16 protein-coding genes are annotated in these 22,768 nt (G+C 59.3%); 6 read left to right on the forward strand and 10 right to left on the reverse strand.

Features of this window, described 5'->3' with window-relative positions; translation table 11 throughout:
* Positions 1 to 3: 3 nt before the first annotated feature.
* The 4 genes from ACID345_RS17140 to ACID345_RS17155 all read right to left on the reverse strand — a co-directional run bounded on the left by ACID345_RS17140 (position 4) and on the right by ACID345_RS17155 (position 5,982).
* A complete protein-coding gene (locus ACID345_RS17140) occupies positions 4 to 969 on the reverse strand; it encodes an alpha-E domain-containing protein (RefSeq protein WP_011524119.1) in 966 nt (321 codons plus the stop codon).
* 3 nt (positions 970 to 972) lie between these two features.
* Positions 973 to 2,364, reverse strand: a complete 1,392-nt coding sequence (locus tag ACID345_RS17145; RefSeq protein ID WP_408609946.1) for a circularly permuted type 2 ATP-grasp protein — start codon at positions 2,362 to 2,364, stop codon at positions 973 to 975.
* Between the two features lie 161 nt (positions 2,365 to 2,525).
* Complete coding sequence (locus ACID345_RS17150; protein ID WP_011524121.1) at positions 2,526 to 4,217, reverse strand: carboxypeptidase-like regulatory domain-containing protein; 1,692 nt, start codon at positions 4,215 to 4,217, stop codon at positions 2,526 to 2,528.
* Between the two features lie 22 nt (positions 4,218 to 4,239).
* Positions 4,240 to 5,982, reverse strand: coding sequence for a GWxTD domain-containing protein (locus ACID345_RS17155; RefSeq protein ID WP_011524122.1), 1,743 nt, complete (start codon positions 5,980 to 5,982; stop codon positions 4,240 to 4,242).
* Between the two features lie 408 nt (positions 5,983 to 6,390).
* On the opposite strand from ACID345_RS17155, the gene ACID345_RS17160 reads away from it, so the two are divergent.
* The 4 genes from ACID345_RS17160 (at position 6,391) to ACID345_RS17175 (ending at position 12,173) form a co-directional block, all read left to right on the forward strand.
* Positions 6,391 to 7,770, forward strand: a complete 1,380-nt coding sequence (locus ACID345_RS17160) for an efflux RND transporter periplasmic adaptor subunit (RefSeq protein ID WP_011524123.1) — start codon at positions 6,391 to 6,393, stop codon at positions 7,768 to 7,770.
* A 69-nt stretch (positions 7,771 to 7,839) separates the two neighbouring features.
* Positions 7,840 to 8,592 (forward strand): ABC transporter ATP-binding protein, encoded by a 753-nt coding sequence (locus ACID345_RS17165; RefSeq protein ID WP_049762088.1) that lies wholly within the window; start codon positions 7,840 to 7,842, stop codon positions 8,590 to 8,592.
* Positions 8,593 to 9,133: 541 nt separating this feature from the next.
* A complete protein-coding gene (locus tag ACID345_RS17170; protein WP_011524125.1) occupies positions 9,134 to 9,697 on the forward strand; it encodes a hypothetical protein in 564 nt (187 codons plus the stop codon).
* A gap of 91 nt (positions 9,698 to 9,788) precedes the next feature.
* Positions 9,789 to 12,173 carry a hypothetical protein gene (locus ACID345_RS17175; protein ID WP_011524126.1) on the forward strand — a complete coding sequence of 795 codons (2,385 nt, stop codon included), beginning with the start codon at positions 9,789 to 9,791 and terminating at the stop codon, positions 12,171 to 12,173.
* Positions 12,174 to 12,176: 3 nt separating this feature from the next.
* Here the strand turns inward: ACID345_RS17175 and ACID345_RS25725 are convergent, their stop codons facing one another.
* Positions 12,177 to 13,655 (reverse strand): Ig-like domain-containing protein, encoded by a 1,479-nt coding sequence (locus ACID345_RS25725; protein WP_011524127.1) that lies wholly within the window; start codon positions 13,653 to 13,655, stop codon positions 12,177 to 12,179.
* 193 nt (positions 13,656 to 13,848) lie between these two features.
* On the reverse strand, positions 13,849 to 14,601 hold the full coding sequence (locus ACID345_RS17185) for an HAD family hydrolase (protein WP_011524128.1): 753 nt from the start codon (positions 14,599 to 14,601) through the stop codon (positions 13,849 to 13,851).
* A 78-nt stretch (positions 14,602 to 14,679) separates the two neighbouring features.
* Here ACID345_RS17185 and ACID345_RS17190 point away from each other — a divergent pair, with 78 nt between their 5' ends.
* Together ACID345_RS17190 and ACID345_RS17195 are read left to right on the forward strand one after the other, a co-directional pair.
* Entirely contained in the window at positions 14,680 to 15,597 is a 918-nt protein-coding gene (locus ACID345_RS17190; RefSeq protein WP_228370663.1) for a CHAD domain-containing protein, read from the forward strand.
* An 18-nt stretch (positions 15,598 to 15,615) separates the two neighbouring features.
* Positions 15,616 to 16,710 (forward strand): DUF2252 family protein, encoded by a 1,095-nt coding sequence (locus tag ACID345_RS17195; RefSeq protein ID WP_011524130.1) that lies wholly within the window; start codon positions 15,616 to 15,618, stop codon positions 16,708 to 16,710.
* A 514-nt stretch (positions 16,711 to 17,224) separates the two neighbouring features.
* On the opposite strand, the gene ACID345_RS17200 is transcribed toward ACID345_RS17195, so the two are convergent.
* The 4 genes from ACID345_RS17200 to ACID345_RS17215 form a co-directional block, all read right to left on the reverse strand.
* Positions 17,225 to 17,773: a DinB family protein gene (locus tag ACID345_RS17200; RefSeq protein ID WP_011524131.1), complete on the reverse strand. Its 549-nt coding sequence runs from the start codon at positions 17,771 to 17,773 to the stop codon at positions 17,225 to 17,227.
* Between the two features lie 62 nt (positions 17,774 to 17,835).
* On the reverse strand, positions 17,836 to 18,396 hold the full coding sequence (locus ACID345_RS17205; RefSeq protein ID WP_011524132.1) for a DinB family protein: 561 nt from the start codon (positions 18,394 to 18,396) through the stop codon (positions 17,836 to 17,838).
* Positions 18,397 to 18,429: 33 nt separating this feature from the next.
* Positions 18,430 to 19,872, reverse strand: a complete 1,443-nt coding sequence (locus tag ACID345_RS17210) for an APC family permease (RefSeq protein WP_011524133.1) — start codon at positions 19,870 to 19,872, stop codon at positions 18,430 to 18,432.
* On the reverse strand, positions 19,859 to 22,624 hold the full coding sequence (locus ACID345_RS17215; RefSeq protein WP_041855817.1) for a PIG-L family deacetylase: 2,766 nt from the start codon (positions 22,622 to 22,624) through the stop codon (positions 19,859 to 19,861). The genes ACID345_RS17210 and ACID345_RS17215 overlap by 14 nt, the downstream gene beginning before the upstream one ends.
* Between the last annotated feature and the right edge of the window lie 144 nt (positions 22,625 to 22,768).

Below are 22,768 nucleotides of genomic sequence, written 5' to 3' on the forward strand. Positions count from 1 at the left end.
CGCTCAGCTCACCAACGCGCTTTCGATGGAGTAGTGAATATAGATCTCGTAGATGAGTTCGTGAATTTCATGACATTGACGAAGAATTGCTTCGAGATACTGTTGCACGTCGCGCGCAAGAATCTCGGAAATCTGTCCGTAGCTGAGTGACGACTGCAAACGTCCCGCGACGCGGCTCAGTTCGGCCGTCCGCCGCGAACGGCTCTCACCCTGAACTGATTCCAGCGCGTTACGCAGGCTGTCCACCGCATAGCGCACGGTGTGCGGAAACTCCGGATTCAGCAACAGGAACTCGAGCACGCGATCGGCGTGAACGTCAGCTGTGTACGTTGTGCAGTACGCCTCAAACGCTCCGAGCGAACGCAACAGGCCAATCCACTCCAGGTAATCCGCACCTTCCAGCGTTTTATCGGAGCGCCCAATAAATTCCTGGTGAAACACCTTCAGTACATTCACCGCCGCCTGTGCCCGCTCAATGTAGCGTCCCATGCGGATGAAATTCCACCCCTCACCATGGGTCATCGTCGAAGATGTAACACCCTGGAAGAGGTGGATCCCGTCCACGACCGAGTTCAGGAAGTCCGAGAGATGGGCCTCCTCTGTCGAAATCTCTATGTCGTCGCGCGTCACTTGCAGGTAAAGATGATTCAGACGCTGCCATTGGCTGGAACTGATCTGTTCACGCACCTGTCGCGCATTCTCTCGCGCCGCCCCAATGCACCACGTGACGGATGCCCGGTTGTCGGGCGAAAATGCCAACTCGGCGGCAAGCTTGTATCCATCCGTAACCGAGATCTCTTCGCCGCGATACGCCAGTGCTCGCAATACTCGGCGCCAGCGATATTCCGAACTCTGCCCAATCTCATCAAGCATCAGCGTGAGGTTTACGTCCACCAGGCGCGACGTGTGCTCGGCACGCTCGAGATAACGGGCCATCCAGTACAAGTTGTCAGCAACTCGCGAGAGCATAATTTAGGAATTCAAGACCCAGGTATCTTTACTGCCGCCACCTTGCGATGAATTGACCACCAGCGATCCTTTGCGAAGCGCGACCCTCGTCAATCCACCGGGCACGATGGTTATCTTTTCACCGTACAAAATATAAGGTCGCAGGTCCACATGCCGCGGCTGCAAGCCTTCTTCCGTGAGGCACGGCGCGCGCGACAAACCCAGTGTCGGCTGCGCGATGTAATTCCGCGGATCGGCAAGAATGCGCGCGCGAAACTCCGCCCGCTCTTCCGCGGTACTCGCCGGGCCGATTAACATGCCGTATCCGCCCGACTCGCCCACCGCCTTCACAACCAGCTTGTCGAGATTGTCGAGCACATGCTGCCGCTGCTTTTCTTCAGTAAGCAAATACGTTTCTACGTTGTTGAGGATCGGATCGGCGTCCAGGTAGTACTTGATGATCTTCGGCACATACGCATACAACGCCTTATCGTCGGCGACGCCCGTCCCCACCGCGTTCGCCAGCGTCACATTTCCCGCACGGTACGCATTGAACAATCCAGCAACGCCCAGCGCTGAGTCCGGGCGGAACGCCAGCGGATCCAGATACTCGTCATCCACCCGGCGATAGATAACGTCCACGCGGCGAAGCCCCGTCGTCGTCCGCATGTACACCTTGTTGTCGTGCGTCAGCAGGTCGCGCCCTTCCACCAACTCAATCCCCATCTGGCGCGCGAGGAAGGCATGCTCGAAATATGCCGAGTTGTACACCCCCGGCGTGAGCAACACGATGGTTGGCTCGCCGCGATTCCCGGGCGCGAGCGATCGCAGAGTGCTGAGCAGAACCTGGGTGTAGTTTTCAATCGGCCGTACTGAATACCGCCGGAACAAATGCGGAAAGATGCGCTTCATCACGCGACGGTTTGTCAGCATGTACGACACGCCGCTCGGCACCCGCAAATTGTCTTCAAGAACCACGAATTCGCCATTCGGAAGACGAATCAGGTCGGACCCAACGACGGTGACATACACGTCACGAGGAACCTGCAATCCGCGCATCTGCCGCCGGAACTGTTTGCAGCTGTAAACCACCTCACGCGGCACGACCCCATCCGCGAGAATTTTCCCGTCGTTGTAAATGTCCTTCAGGAAGAGATTCAGTGCCGTGATGCGCTGCGCAAGCCCCTGTTCAATGCGCGCCCACTCCGCGCTCGTTACAATCCGCGGCAACAAATCGTACGGAAAGATCTTTTCGGTCCCCTCGCTGCGGCCGTAAACGGTGAAAGTTATTCCCTGGTGCAGAAACGAGACATCCGCCGAGTGCTTTCGCCTGCGGACCTCTTCCGCAGGCAGCGACATCAGCAGATCGAAAAGAGGCTTGTAGTGCTCGCGAACACCGCTGGCGTTTTCAAACATCTCATCGTAGATGTCATCGAACTGGTAGGAAGTTAAGCCAGCGACCCCGAATTCTTCCAGTTCCGGCGAGCCCATAGACGCACGAGTATATGGCCCCAACCGGAGCGCGCGCCATGCAAAGACACTATGGGCTCTATCACGAAATTTAATGGGCTAAGAGATTAGAACGTAAACGAAACGCCGCCGCGGACCGACCGCGCCGACTGCACCAGGTACACCGTCCCGCCATCCGGGCTGATAACGGGAATGTAACCCTGCGCCAGCAGATTACGCATGTCCACCACGGCTTCCATCTTTCCCGGGATCAGGTGACTGTGCGGCAGTGGTTGCCGTACGAATACGTTGAGGAACGGGTCCGATTGGCCCGGCGAGGTGTTAAACAAATCCACCGGCGTGATCGCGGTGCCGTTCATCCAGCGATACGAAGCGATCCAACGGGTACGCGACCCCGGCACCGTCCCTGTCACCTTCGCGGTGATCGCATGGGTCCGATGTTCCTCCAGCATGTTGCGGACTTCGCTCCACGCAATGTTCTCCCCATCGAGATCGAGCACGCCTCCGAAGGCGTAGTCGAGCGTCGCTGTCACATCGTGCGGCAGCTTCCGCTCAAACACAATGCGCATGCCGTTTGCCGAGAACGTCCCACCGTTGTAGCTGAACGTTCCGCCGAATACGTCCGGCAATGCATTGCCTTCCATGGCCGAAACATTTCCCAGGCCAAGCAGTTCAGTGTTCGTAATGTGGTCGGCATAGATCGCGACCTGGATGCTGTTCTTGCCGTAGCGCTGTGAGACCGCTAGCTCGTGGTGCGACGCGCTCTCCACCTCGCCGTGCCCGTTCAGCAGCGTGACGCGCGGATCGGACTCGCTGAAATCCGCCGGGGCCGTATCGTAGCCCTTAAGATCGCGCATGTTCGGCACGGTCGTCGCGTAGCGATATTCAATGACGGTGTTCGGCGTGAAGTGCCACGCCACGCTGGCAAATGGACGGAATGCTGTTTCCTTGCCCGCGAACTGGATCTCCTGCAACGCCGCGCCGTAATTCACTTCCAGCGACTGCATCAGGCGTGTCGTGTTCGCGGCCGTCGCTTCAATCGATTGCAACGTCTGTGAGTGGAAGCCAAAATTGGGGCTCGTAACCCGGCGTGCTACCAGCGAAACTTCCGGACTGGTGCCATCCGCCATCTCGTGCCGGTAAGCGGCTCGAACTACTCCGCCCGGATCTCCGCCCTCGCCACCGGCCACGTTGCCCGCGAACGAGAACGTGCCACCGGAGAACATCGACTCTTCCCAGTTGAACGACGTACCGTAGTCGCCGCTGGATCCGAATCCCGCCGATTGCGGCCCTGCGATAAACGAAACCGTGCCGTGGCTGGAATCATTCGTCTTGGCTTCGCTTACCAACGACGGTGTGCCATCTACCACGCGCAGGATCGGACGGTTCGCCATCGAGCGTAGCGTCCACTTCCAGTCGTCCTGATCGTCACTCGGCTTCTTGCGTTCTGGAAGCAGGGTTACCGCCTCGAACAATGTGTTCAAGGTGATGTTCATCACCAACCGCGCGCCGGATTGCAGCGCGAGGTTCTGCGTAACGCTGGGTAGGAATGAGGGTGCGGTGACCTTGACCGTGTATTTTCCGGGAGCAAGCGCGGGCAAGGCGAAATAGCCCTTCGTGTCCGTAAAGGCGCGGAAGATATCTTCCGACCCGAGCTTTGACATCTCGACCGCAGCACCCATCTGCGCAACGCCCTGGGCATTGCGCACGAAGCCCGACACCTGCCCTGAATGCCCGCTAGCCGACGCCATGGCCGACCACGCGATCACGAGAAGCAACCAGCCGAGCTTACGGGTCATACTACCCCCAGTCGATGCGATGTTACTCCACCTGGAAAGGTGTGCTGCGCGTCAAAGTCTGGTTCGTGACTTTGTCGTCCACCTTTACTGTCAACCGATACAGGCCCGGTTCCACGCTGTTCAACGCCATGCTCTTGCGCAACGTCATTTGGTCGCCGATGTTGCCCATCGCGTCCGTGCCGTCCGTCGCGCTCACCACTGACTTGTTGGTCTGCGCGTTGATCAGCTCATACTGCACCGTGGCGGAAGGCTTCTTCGTCTTCTCGTCCACGCCGAGATTGTAGACCTGCATCCACATATTCAGGCGCTGATCGCGCTTGAATACCGTCGGCTTGCCCGTTGCGGGCTCAACCCGTGGACGCACCTTCTCGTCGCCAATCACGAAACTTCCCGCACCAATCGACTTCGCCGGGACCTTCTCCATTACGTCCGCCAAAATCATCGTGGAGGAATTCAGCTTGTCGTCGGAGAAATCCGGCACCAGGATGCCGCGGCTATACACACCGCTGCGATCGCCGTTCACGTCCTTGATCGCGATATCCAAACGGTATCGGCCTGAACGCAGCGGCAGGGCCTTCCAGTAAACCGAAGACTGCTCCACTTTCTGCGCCAGCAGTTCGTTGGGTACATCGATCTGGACCGGGTCTTCGAACGTCTGCACGATCTTGCCGGTCATGGTCGTAACCCGACCAAGAATATTTACCGTCCCGCGCTCGATCCCGTCCTTCGCGGAGAACGTTATGTCCTTGTTCTTGATCTGGATCGTCACCGGCACCAGAACGGTATCGCTCGTGACCTTCACGAAATCGGTGCGCACATCGAACGGCAGCGGGTTCGTGATGATCTTGTGGGTGACCAGGAAATTATCCAGGTCCTTGTACTTGATCGTCGGCGGTTTCATCAGCGCCGCATACTGCTCGAGCCGGTCGAACTGTTTGCTCTGGTTCGACGCGTAGTCCATGTTGCTGCCCGTCGGGTTCATCCCGTTGATACGGTCCGCCTTGTTCGCCGTGCCCATGCTCTCGTAAAGCGTCAGGCCGGCGTTCGGCGTATACAGCAGCGCGTCCTTCTCGTTCGGGTCCATCGTCATTCGATATTCGTTGCACATGCACTTATCAACGAATTCGATAATGACTTCGTTCCCCAGGCTCTGCCCTTCGATATAGCGATAGCGCCAGCGCTCGAAAGGATACGTGGAGGTTTCGCCGCCGCCTTCCGAGTAATCGCGTTGGTACGATCCGCCGGAGGGATGCGACTCAATCTCGTCCGCAGGACCAAACACGATGTAAATACGGCCGCGGTCGGTTCGCCATCCCGGAATGCCGGAAGCGAAATGCTCGTTTGCATAAGCAATGCGGCGGTAGTGCTCTTCTTTAAATTCGTTCTCGGGGGTGTCCGGAGTCGGGTCGCGACGGAGCCAGAATTGTTCGATGAAGGCGTCGCGTTCTTCCGAGTTCGACATCTTCAGGAAGGCTTCACGCTCTTCGTCGGTGATGATGTATTTCACATCCTCGTCCAGCCAGTGCCTCATGGTCGGGTCGAGTTCTTTGTACAACGACTTCAGGTTCTGCTTTTTTTGCTTGTCGTTGAGCGGGCGCTTCAGAGGGTCGACTTCCTGCTGCGCTGCGCCGGTCTTGCCGTCCTGCGATGCCTGGTCTGCCTGGGCATCTTTGGCCTGCTTATCTCCAGGCGCCCCAAACAGCAAGCCTGCAGAGATGCAAGTAACTAAAAACATTACCGAAAACAGCAATCGAATCGACTTCATCAAATGGCTCCGAACTCCTCTGGGAAAACTGGCAGGGGCATTGAAATTGTATGGCGTTCGGCTACACCAAGGCAAGGCCGGAACCCTCCCCAGAGCACGATTCTGTCCGCTTTAGACGGCCCAGAACGAAAAGGGATTGCACTTCTTTACTGTGGCTAAGTAACCACATACGTGCTAACCGCACGGAACGGCTATAATCGTCCTGTCAGAAACTCACATCTGCACTCGCTCAAAATTCCTGTGCAAGCGCCTCTCCTGTAAGGAAAAGAATGCTCGCTTGTGGAACTTTGGAGCGTCATTATTCGTAAGGATTTTTAGGCCAGGGCACTGCCCGGAGAAACCGGGAACCGCCGCATAGCACCACTTCCCGATCGATACGCAAAGAGCGGCCCGGAACCTCGAGGAATCATGAAGAAGAAAATCATAATTGGTGGACTTGTTTTGCTCGTTGTCGTGGTCCTGGTGGCGGTCACGATCATCAAGAGCAAGCAAGGCGATATCACAGTCCAGACTGGAAAAGTTGTTAAGAGCAACATTGCTTCAGTCGTCACTGCCTCTGGCGAAATCAAGCCCAAGACGTTCGTCAACGTCGGCGCCAACGCCATGGGACGCCTCGTCTCGTTGCCCGTGAAAGAAGGCGAGCGCGTTAAAAAGGGTCAACTCCTTGCACAGCTCGAGAACATTCAGCCGGAAGCGGACATGAACGCAACCCGCGCTGGACTCGATGTCGCCCAGGCCGATGCCGCAGCCGCCGAAGCCGCGATTAAGACCGCGCAGGCTGCCCTCACCCTCGCCCAGGCCGACTACGAGCAGAAGAACCTCGATTGGCAGCGTGGACAGGGCCTCTACAAAGACCAGCTGATCCCGAAGCAGGATTACGACAGCCGCAAGAATGCTTTCGAAGCCTCTGCTTCCAACCTCGAGCAGGCCAAGATCCGCATTCAGCAGAGCAAAGCCCAGGCGGAATCTTCGCAGCGCCGCATCAAGCAGAACCAGGCGCAGCTCACCCACGCTTCCGACGTTCTCGCCAAGACGACTTACGTCGCCCCGTACGACGGCATCGTCACCAACCTGCCGGTCCGTCAGGGTGAAATGGTGGTCATGGGCATTCAGAACGCTCCCGGCTCCACCATCATGACCATCTCCGATATGTCGGTCGTCACCGCTGAAGTCAAGGTGGATGAAACCGACATCGTCAACGTGAAGCTCGGCCAGGACGCCGAAGTCACCATCGACGCGCTCCCGAAACAGAAGTTCAAGGGCAAGGTCACCGAGATCGGCGACAACGCCATCCTGCGTTCCACCGGCGTTTCCACTTCGCAGTCCACTGGCGGCAGCCAGGAAGCGCGCGACTTTAAAGTCGTCGTGACCCTCGACAATCCCCCGGACACGCTGCGCCCGGGCCTTTCCGCCACCGCAAAGATCACCACCGCGACGCGCGAAAACGCAACGACCATCCCGATCCAGGCCCTGACCATCCGCCAGCGTGGCGATTTGAAGGAAAAAGGCAAGAAGGGCGGCAGCGTCCAGGCTGCATCTCCGGACCAGGCCAAGAGCGATAAGGAAGAGCTCCAGGGCGTGTTCGTCTATCGTGCGAACGAAAACAAGGTCGAATTCGTACAAGTAGAAACGGGCATCACCGGGACCACGGATATTGAGGTCACAAAGGGGCTCAAAGAAGGCGACCAGATCGTAACGGGTAGTTACAAGGTTCTGCGGACGCTACGCAACGGAGCCAAGGTCAAAGTGGATAACTCCGCCCCGGCCAAGGTCGAAGAGAACTCCTAGCACGCGTTCCCTGCCGGCAGCGCTGCCGGTGTGGCCACAACCGAAGGAGATGGGATGGCAACACTTGAGATGGCTAGCATGAGCGAAGTAAAACCGACTACGCCCCCGGCGTCCTGCATCATCTGCACGGAAGACCTCTGGAAGACCTACGACATGGGCTCGGAACAGCAGGTGCACGCCCTTCGCGGCGTCAACCTGCGCATCGAGCGCAACGAATACGTTGCCATCATGGGCCCTTCCGGTTCCGGCAAGTCAACCCTGATGAACCTCATCGGCTGCCTCGACACGCCGAGCAAAGGTCTCTACTGGCTAAACAGCCAGCTCGTCAGCGAACTCGACGACGATGAACTCGCACGCATCCGCAATAAGGAAATCGGATTCGTCTTCCAGACGTTCAACCTGCTCGCGCGTGCCACCGCACTCCACAATGTCGAGTTGCCGTTGATCTACGCCGGTGTACCGGCATCCGAGCGCATCGAGCGCGCAAAAGATTCGCTAACCAAAGTCGGCATGGGACCGCGCATGCATCACAAGCCCAACGAACTCTCCGGCGGTCAGCGTCAGCGCGTCGCCATCGCTCGTGCCCTGGTCAATCGCCCATCCATCATCCTCGCCGACGAGCCGACCGGAAACCTCGACTCCCAAACCGGCGTCGAAATCATGGCCCTCTTCGACACCCTGCAATCGCAAGGCAACACCATCGTGCTCGTAACCCACGAACACGACATCGCGGAGTACGCGCATCGTGTCGTCTACATTAAGGACGGCGTTGTCTCGCGCGACGAAGTCACCGAACGTGGCGCCAGTCTCGCAAAGAAATAGCGCACCGCATTGGGAAGGCAGCGTTGCTCGATACCGCAGTCTGTACTTGACTTCGGGCGACGACCGCCGCCAAAATGGCATCGAAGTATTTGCCCCGCGAGCAGAGACGCACCCGTGAGGCAGTGCCGCTTCTGCGAAAGCAGCAACAGCACGACAGCTAGGACGGCTACCACAGCCAAAACCGCAACCAATAGGTGTGAATCCACCTTGATTGCGATGGTGACCTTAGGTAGGAGTGCCATCGCCATCACCTCCAGTTGAATGAGGCGTTTGCTACGAAACGCCCCGGGTGCAACCGGGGCGTTTTTCTTGGTCCATTCAACCCAAGAAACTTTGCCCGGTGCCAGCCGCGCCTCTTCCACTGAAAGCGTCCTTATTTTTAATGTCCGTCGTGGTTTCCTCCATCCACCAAAAGAGGCATGTGGGCATTCCCGTTTTGCAACGAGAGTACGTCCACCAACGTAACCTTCTCGTGCCATCTCCCTGCGCCGCATTCCGTGCTACGCTTGAAGTTAATCCAGCTACATAGGTTGTCGTCATCATGCGGTCGGCTCTCACAACTGTCGTACTTGTCTTAGTTGCTACCTTTGCCTCTGCCCAATTCAAAATCAATCCAGGCGAACGTTCCGATCGCAATGCTGAGTACCGTCAAACGGCTGCGAACTATTGCCGCCTCGATTTCGACGGCGCCCGCATCACGTCCGACGGCTGGAACCGCATTCAGCCGCTGACTACCACCCGCGACAATCCCGAATTCAAGCGCTTCATGGTCGTAAATCGCTATCAGATTCTTCCCGATATGCGGCGCGATCACGGCCGCTCCATCTTCGACGTGCAGTACGACGTGGTTGGCGAATACGATCTCTCGGGCGGCTACTTCCCCAGCCCGGCCACCGTTACCGTGCAAGTAGAAGTCAGCGACAGCAACGGCGAAATTCGTATCGCTCAGACCTCCGACGCACGTCCCTTCGTCGGCCGCACCCGCTTCCAGCAGTGGCTGCAAGCCAAGCTCGCGACAGAAACCGATCCCGCCTCCAAGGGCGTCCTTCAAAGCAGCATCGAGCGCTTCCAGAACCAAACCAAGAAGCCGCAGTCGGGACAGTAAGGCACGATCGCACTGTCGCAATTAACAGTGTTCCCACCTATCAGCTCCAAGTTAGCTTTTGGCTGAACCCACGCGTTCCCAGAGGCTCTCCTTGCGCAGATTCATCTTGGTCTTTGTCGTAGTGTCTTCTTCCCTGCTCGTCGCCCAATCGCTTCCCGATGCACCCAGCGCCGTCGCCCAAAAAGGCGGGACCGCCGCGCCAACTCCCGCGAAGCCCAAGCCGGCCGCAACCACGCCGCACGACAACGGCTGGCCACGCACTGTCAAGCTCGACGAAAAGACCAGCATCACGCTCTACCAGCCGCAAGCCGACAAATGGGATGGCAATCGCCTCTATGTCTATTCCGCTGTTGCCCTCAATGAAGCCGGCGTCAAGACCCCGCGCTATGGCGTTGTTTCCTTCAACGCGCGCACCGAGGTGGACAAGATCAATCGCGAAGTAGCGTTAGACGACCTCGCGATCACCGAACTCAAGTTCCCCAACCCAACCGACCGGCAATCTCAAATCCTGGAAGAACTCCGCGCCAAGATGGGCAAAGCGACGAAGATCATCAGCCTCGATCGTCTCCAGGCCATGATGGCGACTGCCGAACCTGAGTTCGACAAAGTCCAGGTCAAGAACGATCCACCAAGAGTCATTTTCAGCGCGAAGCCCGCCATGCTCGTCACCATTGATGGCGAGCCGCAACTCCGCCAGGTCAACGACACCTACCTGAAGCGCGTGATCAACACCAACTCCGTCCTCATCTTCGAATTCGACAAGAAGAAGTACTACCTGCGCGTAAAAGATTGGTGGCTCGAGTCCGAGTCGCTCGACGGACCCTGGAAATACGCCGAGAAGCTTCCCAAGGACATGAAGAAGGCCGAAGACGTCGCCGTCGAAAGAGCGAAGCAGGAGAAACCCGAAGCGGAGGCTGAGACGGAAGAATCGCTGAAAGATGCCGGCAAACACGCCGAGATTCCCGACATTTACATCGTCTACAAACCGGCCGAGCTAGTCGAAACCCAGGGCGAGCCCGCATTCAAGCCAATCGCGACCACGCAAATCGAATACGTCGCCAACACCAACGCCATGGTGCTCCGTTATGGCGGCGCGATTTACGCCCTGCTCTCCGGACGCTGGTTCAAGAGCGCCAGCCTCACCGGCCCGTGGGAGTACGTCGCTAAGGACGCCATCCCGCAGGAGTTCGCCAAGATTCCCACCGACAGTGAACGCGCCAGCGCGCTGGTTTCCCTGCCCGGCACACCGCAAGCGCAGGAAGCGCTGATCGCCAACTCGATCCCGCAAACCGCGACCATCACGCGCTCCGAAGCGAAACTCTCGATCGCCTACGAAGGCGATCCCGTCTTCGAGCCGATCAGCGGCACCACGCTGCAATACGCGCGCAACACCGCCGCCGCCGTCATCCGCGCCGACAACCTTTATTACGCCGTCGAAGCCGGTGTTTGGTTCAAGGGATCCACGCCAAACGGCCCGTGGGAAGTCACCGACACCGTCCCCGCCGAGATCTACAACATTCCGCCGAGTTCCCCGCTCTACTACGTCACCTACTCCAAGGTTTACGGCGGCACACCGGAAGTCGTGTACGTGGGCTACACACCCGGCTACTACGGCACCGTGATCTCCGCCGACACCGGCACCGTCGTCTACGGCACCGGCTGGTACTACCCGCCCTACGTCGGCGGCTCGTGGTACGGATACCCATACACCTACGGCGTCGGCGCGTCGTTCACGTGGGCCAGCGACAGCGGTTGGAGCATTGGCTTCGGCTACGGCTATTACTACTCGCCTTGGTATTACCCGTGGTACGGCCCGCTCGGCTACTACGGATACGGCTGGTATCCCTACTACGGTTGGGGCGCGTGGGGCGGCGCCGCCGTGGCTAACGTCTACGGACGCTGGGGCAACACTGCTTACAGCCGTACCGGCGCCGCTTGGGCCAATCCTTACACCGGCAATTACGGCGGAGCGACGCGCGGACGCACGGTTAACACCGCGAACGGCCGCATTGCCGCCGGTGGTCGTGGCTACAACACCAACATCTACACCGGAAACACCGTGGGATACCGCGGCGGTGCGGTTTATGACCCCAAGAGCGGCATCGTCGCCGGTGGTGGCGCGGGATTTGCCGGGAATCGCTACACCGGAAGCGGCACCGCGGGTCGTGGCGGCTTCGCCTACAACACCAACACGAACACCGGAATCGCCGCGGGGAAAAACAACATTTACGCGGGCAAAGACGGCAACGTCTACCGCTACGACCGTAACAACGGCAGTTGGTCGCAAAACACCGGCAACGGCTGGAACTCCGTCCAAAAGCCCGAGAGCCGCTCATCGCTGCAGAACCAGCAGAACGCGCGTTCGCAAGGACAGCAACGTTCGCAGAATTTCGACTCGGCGCGCAGCTCAAGTAACGTGAATCGCGGAAGCACCATGCGGTCCGCACCGCGCGGAGGCGGTGGACGTCGCCGCTAGCCGCTACGGCACTGTAACGCTGACCGACTGCTTGAACACCGCTCCGGCGGCATCCTTCGCCTGTACCGTCAGGCGATGCGCACCCGACGTCAGCGTCACACTCGTGTCCAGGATTCCCCCACTCTGCGTCAGCTTCAAAACGCCGTCCACGTAGAGTTGAACAAAGCTGACGGTGGAGCTGTTATCAGTAGTCCCCGCAGTAACCCTCGCCGGCGAGTTCACCACCGCCCCATCGGCCGGCGCGCAGATCGTCACCGAGGGTGAAGCCTGGTTAACCGCGCACGGCGCGTTTGGCTTAAGGAAGAAATTCGCGTCAACGGCATAGCCGTTGCTCACCGCCACGCTGGTTGAACTCCCGTCATACGCCGATGCCACGCCGCTCGCGCTATACGTGCCTCCCGGCAGCGTCAGCGAATAGAACCCATTCGCGTCCGACACAGCAGTACTCGGTCCGACCGCCACCGTCGCGCCCGCGATCCGCTTGCACGTACCGCTGTCGCGCACCAGGCCACTCACGGCTCCGCTCCTCGCAAACGTGCGCGGCGCACGCCATGGAATCGTGAACTGGTTGCGTGCGTCGGTCATGTAGCTGTTCAGGAACGGCGAGTACGTCTTGACGTCAATCGTATTGCTCGCCGGATGAAACGTCATAATCCGCAGATACCCGTTGCCTCCATTCGGAAGCGTCTGGTAATTCGAGAAGACTTGGTTGACCAGGTTCCCGTTTTTGCCGAGGTCCGCACGTTGCGCCGCGGTACCGTTGGTAATGTGCCCGCTCAGCACCAACTCGACATTCGGATATTGACTGACGAGTTTGCTCCACTGCTTGTCGCCATAGTTGTTTGTGTTGAGGTCCTGGGTGTCGCATTGGTCCACGCGCGTGTTGTCGGAATACATGTAGCTGTGCGTAACGATGATCACCTGCTTGTCCTGGTTCGCGGCAATCACCTGCGCGGCCCACGACAAAGCAGCGTCGCGCGGGACATACTCCATCAACAGCACCAGATATTTCTGGCGATTGATCCGCAACACGCCGTAGAAATTCTCGTTGCTGCCGTTGTAATTGCCGTCGTACCACGGACGCCCCGCATATCGCCACGGCCCAAACCACTCGTTAAAACCGACTGCGGAACGCGAAGCCGGCGCTGCGTTGTCGTAGTCGTGGTTGCCAATCGCGAGCAGGTACGGGATTCCCGCATTATCGAGCAGCCGGAACGCAGCATCCGCGTTGGCCCACTGGGTGTTATCGGAGCCATTGTTGACGATATCTCCGAGACCGACCACCGCCTGGATGTTCAGTGCGCCCCGGGCATTCACGATCCACTGCGTTTCCGCGTGGAGCACCTGTGGATAGTATTGGCTTTCGTTCTGCACGTCGGGCATCGCGATGATGGTGAAGTCACCGTTATCGTGCGCAAGTGTGAAAACGCTGAACAGCAGAGACACGCATACGACCAGCACAAAGCAGCGAGTGGCCTTCATGGAAACTCCCTGAAATTTTGCCGTGTCGGTGAAAAGCCGAGGGGGCGGCGCATCTGACCGGTTGGGCTTGTTTCTTGCTTTGTACTCTGATGCAGGGTTGATCGTCTGCGAGGCGATTACCTTACCGCACGGCAGTAACTGACCTTATCCGCTCAAACCTAGGCTGGGCGCGCATTTCAGGGCAGCAGCTGGTTTAGAACTGCTGCCGCAGATCACCAAAACCACTCAGGTTGAGCAGCGTTCCGGTGAATCCCTCGTGGATCACGTCCTCGTGTTCGAGGATCCACGTGTTGTCGTGCGGGATGAAAATCGCGTTTACGCCAGCCAGCAGCGCCGGATTGATATCGGATTTCGGGCTGTTCCCGATCATCCACGTGCGCTCCAACGCCAGCGCGTATTTCTCCACCACACCGTGATACGCCGCGACGTTCTTCTCCGCCACAATCTCCACCGCGGAAAAGTACGAGGCCAGCCCAGACCGCGTCACCTTACCCGACTGCTCGGTAATGTCGCCCTTGGTCACCATGATCAAGTGGTGTTTCGCCGCGAGATACTCCAGTGTCTCCGGCACATCCGCGATCAACTGCACCGGATGCTCGGCAATCTCGTGCGCAATCGCGTTAATCCGCCCGTGCAACTCCGGCGTCATCGGGTCCACCGTGAGTTTTTCAAAGGTATTCACCAGCGCGTGCGCGAAGCTGTGCAGCCCATATCCGTGGCGGACGATGTTTTCCCGTTCCACGTCATTCAACACTTCCCGCACCTGTTCCGGCGAGTATTCGTGGTGATTTAAAAACGAGATAAATTGTGCGATTGCGCGCTCAAAATAGACGTTGTTTTCCCACAGGGTATCGTCTGCATCTATAAGCAGCGTTTGGGGTTGCGAGCGCCAGCCCGAAGGTGGTGTCGCCCTGTCCCGATTCTCAGTTGTGGAGGCTGGGGTCACCCGTCCATAATAACTGTATTGAAGAAAGTTTCGCCGCGACTGCCCCGACGGGTGAAGAGCGGCATATTTTTGGCTCCCGTGACAAATTCATCCAAACGTAATACTCCGTCCCGCCGGCGCACTCGTTACATTCCCCGGGAACCAGAGGCCCACGCGGTCTATCTGTTCCGCAAGCTCTCGCGACTGCTCCGCGCCAATCGCACCGCTCCCGAAGCCAGGTCCGTGCACCTGCTGCGAACCACCATCCGCCGCATCCAGACACTCGCCCAGTCTCTCGGCGAAGAGAAGAACAAGCCCTTCGCCAAGCTCGACAACCTGCTGAAAGAGATTTTCGAAAAGGCCGGCCGGGTGCGCGATCTCGACGTCCAACTGGACGCCCTGCACAACATCTCGCTGCCCTCGATCGAGGAAGACAAGCGTTTGTTGCTCAACTATCTCCAGCGTCAGCGTGCAAAACGCGCGAAAAAGCTGGCCACGTTGGTCGAAGACGAGCTTGCGGGACGCCTGCAGCGTCGTCAGACTCGCGCCAAGGCGCTCATCCTCGAGAAAGTGCATCAACGCAGCGATGGCACCGCCAAAAAAGCCGTAGATCTGCACAAGGAAGTCGCTCCGCTGCTCGCGCAACTGCATCATGGAAACTTCGACACCACTTCGCTGCACGAGCTCCGGTTGGTGGTGAAACACGTTCGCTATGCCGCCGAAGCTGCGGGCGAAGCCCAAGCTGTCACTCTGCTTAAGCCGGCGCAGGACGCCATCGGCATCTGGCATGACTGGATCAACCTCATCGACACTGCCGATGAAGTCCTCGGCCCGTTGCCGGGTCATCCACTGATGACCATCCTGCGCGGAAAAATCCGCGCCCGTTTCAACGACGCCGTCGCCGCGCTAAAGCCGCTCGAAGCGCAGCTTTCCGAGCTCCTCGAGATCGGCAAGCGCCCCGGCCCGGTGCTGGTAGTCCCCAATGTGCCATTGGCATCGGCGGCCACCGCAGGGTAGCTTGTCCCTTCCTTGGCAATGAACATCCTGCAAGCCAGCCGCGAGTACGAGCATTGGCTCGCGAAACAAACCGATCTCATCGCGGCTGACATTCGCCGCAAACACGCCTTCATGGCCCAGAGCGTGTTTCCATTTTTCCGCGCCACGTTCTATCGCTGGCTGCAGCTCTGGCCCTCGCTCGATAAAGCCATCAGCGGCGCGCCCAAAGTTCTCGCCGTCGGCGATCTCCACGTCGAAAACTTCGGCACCTGGCGCGATGGCGAAGGCCGCCTCGCGTGGGGCATTAACGACTTCGACGAAGCATGGCTCTTCCCCTACACTATGGACCTCGTCCGGCTCGCCACCAGCGCACTGTTGGCGAAGGATGCCGAGCATCTCGCCGAACGCGGAAGGCTCGTGGCTGAAGCAATTCTCGAGGGCTACCACGACGCACTGGAACACGGCGGCAAACCGTTCGTTCTCGCCGAAGGCCAGGATTGGCTGCGCGCCATCGCCGCGCAGCAATTGAAAGATCCCAACGCCTATTGGGACAAGCTCACATCGTGGCCGGAAGTGAGATTGAAAAACTTGCCGCAATTGGCCAAAGATCGCATGACTGACCTGCTGCCGCCCCATTGCGACAAGCCATTCTTCGTCGCGCGACAAGCCGGACTCGGATCGCGCGGCCACCAGCGCTACGTCGCCATCGCCCATTGGAAAGGTGGATGGGTCGCGCGCGAAGCCAAAGCCCTCGTTCCATCGGCGGCTGCATGGATCGCCGGCACCGGACGCGATCGCATCTACTACAACGACATCCTCGAGAACTCCGTCCGCGACCACGATCCGTACTTCAACGTGCATGAACACTGGCTGGTACGCCGGCTAGCCCCCGACTGCACCAAGATCCCGATCACCGATCTGCCCACGCGTCGCGACGAGCACACGCTGCTCTACTGCATGGGCTACGAAGTCGCCAACGTGCACCTCGGCACCAAGCGCGCGAATGCTGCGATAGCGCAGGACCTGAAGAAGCGCAAAGCGCGCTGGCTCTACGATGCCGCCCGCGACATGCGCCGCTTGATTCGCCGCGACTTCGCCGAGTGGCGTACCTCCCGTACTCGCCCCGCGAAATAGCCCCAAAAAGCAAAATCTTTAACCACGAAGGGCACGAAGGGAACACGAAGGATGAATTGATTTCCGTTTGCGTTCGTGGGCCGGAGTGCAGTGGGGCTTAAAAAAAAATTCAGAGGAGAAACAACTCCTCAAAAATCCTTCGTGGTACTTCGTGTCCTTCGTGGTGAAAGTTTTTGCTTTCGTTGTCACAAACAGAGGTGATGGCAGTCACAGACATTGCTAGAGTGCTAAATGAGGCTCAGTAGGCCCGGGCGACAAGCCCAGGGCCCACTGAGCCGAAAGTGTTTCTGGACCTCAAACGAGGTCACCGCCCGAAGGGGCGGCAAAAGCGATCTTTGAAAATCGGGCGCACCGGGCCCACAAAGCAGCCCACTCATGGCAAGAGTGGGCGGGCATCGCTGTGCGCATTTTTAAGTCCCGCGAGAACGCTGTGAGGCGTGCGGGGAACGCGGGCACGCGTCCGGACGGAAGACTTCGTATTCCCCGCAGTCTTCCGTTCCGGACAGCGTTTTTCTTATTTGCTTCCGGGCGGCGTAATGCCGGCTCCGCGCAGGTACTCCACCATCTGGCCGTAGTGATCGTACGGATGCGAAACCATCCCAATCGCCAGCGCGATGCGGTTGGTCGGGTTCTTGCCGAACGGCGGTGGAACCGACGTATACATGTTTTGCTCGTTGATGGTCGCCAGCGCTTTATGTGCGGCCGCGATGCCGTCTTTCAAATACTGAATGTGCTGGGCCTTGGTCTTCAGGTCTTTCGGCTCTTCCGGCGGCTTCGTGCCGGTGATCGCGGCGGCATAGAAGAAGAACCCTCCGCCCAGATGATCGATTTGTCCGGCGAAATCATGCACGGTATCGAACTTGCCCGCCGTTGGTTTGAAGTTGAACTTGTCTTCCGGCATCGCCTCGGCGAGTCCGAGAATGCCCTTCTCGAATTTCGAAAGTTCATTGTCGAGCGCTGCCGTAACCGACGTCGGCGGCGCGGGCGGTTTATCTTGCGCGAAGGCGGCGCTGGTTCCGAGGAGCAGCGCGAAGGAGAGAGCGAGCGCAGAAAGTGTCTTCATAGTTCTCCAAAGAAAAACCCATGTCTTGAAGTACGCACGACATGGGCTTTCCGATTTAAAAATTATTGGCGGCTGGCGGGCGGAATAATCCCGTTCATGCGCAGGTAGACTGCCATCTGCCCGTAGTGGTCGAACGGATGTGTCTCCATGATGACGGCAACGGTTCCCTTGGCCATCTGGTTCGGTCCGAACGGGCTCTTTACCGCCACCGTGACGTTCTTTTCATCCAGAGTGGCGAGCGCCTTGTGCGCATACGCGAAGCTGTCCTTCAAGAACTTCACGATGTCGGCCTTGCTCTTGACGCTCTCGGGACCACTTTCGCCGCCCAAATCGACCGGCGGCTTTTCGCCGAGGATCGCCGCACCGAGAACGTAATTCACGGCGGCTACGTGCTTCACCTGCTGGCCGAAGGTGCGAACACCTTTGAATTCGCCGCTGGTGGGCGCAAAATCATATTTGCCTTCCGGCATCGCTTCGGCAGCGGGAACGAACTCGTTCTCTACGCCGGTGAGAGCTCCGTTGAACACATCGGCGACTGTCTTCGCCGGTCCCTTGTCTTGCGCGATCGCGCAGCCGCAACAGAGGGCCAACGCCATCGTAAGCACGATTGCAACTTTCTTCATTCCATCCTCCTGAATTATGGGGCCCGGTGGAGCTTACACCGCGACATCGCTGGCCGCGGATCTTCCCGGCATCGGCCATTCGCCCCTGCGCCAGGCGCGCACAAGATAGATGGCGAGACCGATGACAACGATTACGACTGCATAGCGAACTTGTTGCCAGGAATTGGTGCGCACGAATAGTACATAAATAAAGCCCACCAGCGCCAGCACTGCGGGAACGGGATAAATCCACATCTTGAAGGGACGAGGCGCATCGGGCCGCGACCAACGCCAATACAGCAGCCCGAGGATCTGCACCACGAACTGCAGCAGGATGCGAATCACCACCAGCGCCGCGATGACATCGGCTAGTCGCAGGAAGCAGCAAAGAATCGCCACGCCACCCAGCACCAGCAACGACACGGTCGGAAACTTCTGCGTGGGATGGATGCGCGCAAAGGGCTTGAAGTAGTTGCCATCGCGCGCTGCCGCGTAGGGAACGCGTGAATAGCCCAGCAGTAGCGAGAACACCGAGGCAAACGCCGTCCACATGATGAGCAGCGCCACCAGCACCCCGGCCCAGTGGCCGTAGAGGCGCTCCATCATGGTCGCGACGATGTAATACCGCGTGTTCGATTGCGCGGTCTGCGCCAACTCGCGCCACGGCATCACGCCGAGGATGCTGATGTTCATCACCACGTAGAGCACGCCGACAATCACGATGGAATACAGCATCGCGCGCGGGATATTGCGCTCCGGGTCGCGTACCTCGCCGCCAAGAAACGCGATGTTGTAGTAGCCCCAGAAATCGTAGGTAGCGATCAGCATCGCCGCGCCAAGACCGAGAAAGAAATTGTGCGAGAGCGTAAACGCGCCCGGCGGAAAATCGAACGCGCGCGACGGCTGGAAGTGGGTGAGCCCGGCGAAGATGATCCACGCCATGGTTCCCATCACGCCGACCCAGAGAAATTTCGAGATCTTTTCGATCTGCACTACGCCGCGATAGAGCAGGAAGACGACCACGATGACCGTCGCAATCGACATCACCGTCACCGGCCCAACCATGAAGCGCGGATGCGAGATCCATGCGTGTTCGAGGCTCGGCTTCAAGTAGCTCGCATACTGCGAGAAGCCAATACATCCTGATGCGATGGAAAGCGGCGCCGAGAACGAGAGCTGCCAGATGAAGAGGAACGAGAGCAGGCGTCCCCATTTCTGGCGACCGTAAATTTCGTTGAGGTAGCGATAGCTGCCGCCGGAGCCCGGCATGGCGGCGCCGAGTTCGGCCCAGCAGAGGCCGTCGCAAAGCGAGAGCAGCGCGCCGAAGATCCAGCCCAGCATCGCCTGCGGGCCGCCCATGGCACTGATGATCAGCGGGATCGTGATGAACGGCCCAATGCCGATCACGTCGATCATATTGAGCGCAGTCGCGCCGCCCAGGCTCAGCCCGCGGACGAGGTGCTCGTCATCATGCTGCGAGCGCTCAGTGTTGCTCATGCCCTGCGCTCAGCAGGTTGACGAACAGCCGCACCGCGCCGGGCACGCCCACCGGCAATTGCCGGAAGAACGCGTAGCCGGTGTAGATGTACGTCCCCTTGCCGTACTTCGCTTCGAGCAGGCCGCCCTTGCGCTCGGGCTCGTTCGGGTCGTGGCACTCGAGCAGCGCGTGATACTCCGGCGACCAGCGGTCCATGAAGTAGAGGCCGCGCTCCTGCACCCAGCCGTCGAAGTCGGTGGGCTTGATCTCGTTCGGCGAATGGAAGATCGCGTTCTGCGGCTCGAGCACCGTGATCTTCGCGTCTTCCACGCTCACTCGGTCGCGGCTCAGCTCCGCCGGATACGGCACGTACTTTCCGGGGATCGGCGAATTGGGGTCCATCTTGGGTGGCACCGGTCCGGTCTGCGGCGGCAGCTTGACGGCGTTGAAGTCCGCGACGCCGGCGTTGTATTGCACGATGAGCGTGCCGCCATTCTTCACGAATTCGAGCAGGCGATCGTTGTGCTGCTTCACATCGTCACGCGTGTCGTAGGCGCGAATGCCGACGACGATGGTCCCATACTTCGAGAGGTCGCCGCTCGCGAGTTCTTCAGGCGTGATCGTTGCCACGTCCACGCCGATCTGCTGCAGCGCGGTCGGGATGTCGTCACCGGCGCCCATGATGTAGCCGACCTTCAGGCCCGGCTGCGTCGCGACCTTGACCTCGCTGATCTTCTGCACCGAAGGCTGGTAGTAGTAGTAGGTGCCGAGGTCCTCGCGCTCCACCGTGGTGTAGCCCTCGGTGTACCTCTTCCCTTCACTCTCGAACACGGCTTCGATCTTCGCCTTGTGCTCGGAGAGTTCGCCGGGCGTGACCTGGAACGAGACAGTCTTCTCTTCGCCGTACTTGCTGAAGTCGATGGCCTGTTGCAGCGGCGTCGCACGCCACGCGTAGGGGACGAGGAGTTTCAGCGTGCCTTTGGCAGGGCCGCCGGCGATACTGCGCACGTGGACGTCGATCTTGCGGGCGTCTTTGGCGGTGGTGGGAACCGTCTGGGTGCTGGGCTCGATTAGCACCGAAAACTTCGGAGCGATTGCCAGGGGGCGGAGGCGGGTGGTGCCGTCAGGCTGATGGATCGCGGTCTCTACTGGAACTTCCTGGGAGCCATCGATCGCGGCTTTGCTTCCCTCCGCGCGATAAGACACCCAGACGGTCGGCGGTCCGGCCGAGAACGGGATCGTGGGATCAGCGTCCGAGCTTTCGTAGAACGAGTCAACCTCCGGATTATCACGGTGGAACCCGGGCTTGGTGAGCGGCTCGCGCGCGACGTTCTCGGCAACCACGCTTGAATGCCCATGGGCCGCGATGGCAAGCGACTTCACCGCCCGCTTGGCGGCCGCAGGATCCTCGACATCGGCTAGCTGAAACTGCAACGCTTGCGACCCGCCATTCTCAATCGCGACATCCACCGGAACGCGAGTTCCGCGGGTGACGGAAGGTTTTCCGGCCATTTCCGCAAGTGTGGTTACTTTGACTTTCAACCCCAGTGCGAGCGCCTCCGCTTTCCGCACCTGCTGCCGCTTTTCATCCACGCGCGAAAGTAAGTCACGACGCGATGCATCGTCGAGCGGACTATTTTCGATCCTTGTCCGCAGCGCACTCAGGCTTTGAGCGGCTGCGCTCAGCGGCGCCGCCGCGCTCTCCATGTCCTTCTTCTCGGCTTCACTGGCTTGGTCAATCAGTTTCGCAACTTCTTCCAAACCGGGCTTCAGCCATGGGACTCTGTTCTCATCCGCGCCGAGACGATCGGCGAGCGCGGGCAGTGAGGTGTCGATGCCGTCGAAGAAATCTTTTTCGTGCTCGCCGGCTTTGGGTTGCGGCAACTCTGAGTCAATCAGCTTGTACCGCGTGATGTGCGGGCCGGGATCGACGTTCCATGCGCCGGCACCTTGCGAGAGCTGGTGCTTCAGGCCCTTCATCGCGAACTGCACGTAGCTCATGCCGAGGGCGGGGTCTTCCGCGCCGGTATCGAAGGCGACCGTGTACTCCTCGCCATCGCGGACGTTGTCCATGTAGAGCTTTTTAGCCTGCCACGGCGGAAGGTTGAGTTCCGGAAATTGCTTGGGATCGGCGGCGGCGCGGAACGCTTCCTTGGTGATGATGCCCGACGCCTGGTGATGGCCGTGGCCGTCGCGCTCGGAGCCCTGGAAGCGCTGGGCGATGACGTCAGGACGGAAAGTTCGGATGACGCGCACCATGTCGCGCAGCGGGATGTAGCCGGGCTTGCCGCCGTCCTTCCACTTCTCCAGCGACTCCTGCGGGCTCTTACTGAAGCCAAAATCAGCGGCCATGCTGAAGCGCTGGTGGACGCCGTAATATTTATCGCTCTCCAGCAGTTCGAGGACGCGGAGCACGCCAAGTTCGTCGAAGAGATTGCTGCCGGTCTTGTTCTGGCCGCCCTCGCCGTGGGTGAGGGTCATCAGGGTAACGTCGTAACCCTTGCCGCGCGATTCGAGGGTGAGCATACCGCCATCTTCGTCGTCGGGATGAGCGGTGGTGTGCATCAAGCGCGCGGTGGTCTTCAGGCGCTTGAGTAGCAGTTCGAGGCCGAGACGGCCATCGTCCTGGGGCAAAGGCGCAAGCTCATCAACAACTTTGGCTTCCGGCGCGGGCGGAGCAGCAGACTGGGAGAGTAGGGCCGAAGGGGAGGCCAGGCAGAGGGCCAGCAAACCAGCGACGAACGGGCGTGTGCGATCCAGGGACAATTTCATGAACTTTGCAGTTGTACAGGTTTGCATAGGGTTACGGCAAATCCATTCGACGGTCGAGAGGGGCCGTGCGACTCAAAATCTATCCACCCTAACCCCTGTTACATCATCAGTTTCCCAGCGGACATGTACTAGTTCGTACTTGGC

The organism is Candidatus Koribacter versatilis Ellin345 (genome assembly GCF_000014005.1).
GTDB classification, from domain to species: domain Bacteria; phylum Acidobacteriota; class Terriglobia; order Terriglobales; family Acidobacteriaceae; genus Korobacter; species Korobacter versatilis_A.

What these genes read in the sequence shown, in the direction of transcription:
- ACID345_RS17140 (WP_011524119.1), bottom strand. Translation starts at nt 969, where the DNA reads ATGCTCTCGCGAGTTGCTGACAACTTGTACTGGATGGCCCGTTATCTC.
- ACID345_RS17145 (WP_408609946.1), bottom strand. Translation starts at nt 2,364, where the DNA reads ATGTTTGAAAACGCCAGCGGTGTTCGCGAGCACTACAAGCCTCTTTTC.
- ACID345_RS17150 (WP_011524121.1), bottom strand. Translation starts at nt 4,217, where the DNA reads ATGACCCGTAAGCTCGGCTGGTTGCTTCTCGTGATCGCGTGGTCGGCC.
- ACID345_RS17155 (WP_011524122.1), bottom strand. Translation starts at nt 5,982, where the DNA reads ATGAAGTCGATTCGATTGCTGTTTTCGGTAATGTTTTTAGTTACTTGC.
- ACID345_RS17160 (WP_011524123.1), top strand. Translation starts at nt 6,391, where the DNA reads ATGAAGAAGAAAATCATAATTGGTGGACTTGTTTTGCTCGTTGTCGTG.
- ACID345_RS17165 (WP_049762088.1), top strand. Translation starts at nt 7,840, where the DNA reads ATGGCTAGCATGAGCGAAGTAAAACCGACTACGCCCCCGGCGTCCTGC.
- ACID345_RS17170 (WP_011524125.1), top strand. Translation starts at nt 9,134, where the DNA reads ATGCGGTCGGCTCTCACAACTGTCGTACTTGTCTTAGTTGCTACCTTT.
- ACID345_RS25725 (WP_011524127.1), bottom strand. Translation starts at nt 13,655, where the DNA reads ATGAAGGCCACTCGCTGCTTTGTGCTGGTCGTATGCGTGTCTCTGCTG.
- ACID345_RS17195 (WP_011524130.1), top strand. Translation starts at nt 15,616, where the DNA reads ATGAACATCCTGCAAGCCAGCCGCGAGTACGAGCATTGGCTCGCGAAA.
- ACID345_RS17200 (WP_011524131.1), bottom strand. Translation starts at nt 17,773, where the DNA reads ATGAAGACACTTTCTGCGCTCGCTCTCTCCTTCGCGCTGCTCCTCGGA.
- ACID345_RS17205 (WP_011524132.1), bottom strand. Translation starts at nt 18,396, where the DNA reads ATGAAGAAAGTTGCAATCGTGCTTACGATGGCGTTGGCCCTCTGTTGC.
- ACID345_RS17210 (WP_011524133.1), bottom strand. Translation starts at nt 19,872, where the DNA reads ATGAGCAACACTGAGCGCTCGCAGCATGATGACGAGCACCTCGTCCGC.
- ACID345_RS17215 (WP_041855817.1), bottom strand. Translation starts at nt 22,624, where the DNA reads ATGAAATTGTCCCTGGATCGCACACGCCCGTTCGTCGCTGGTTTGCTG.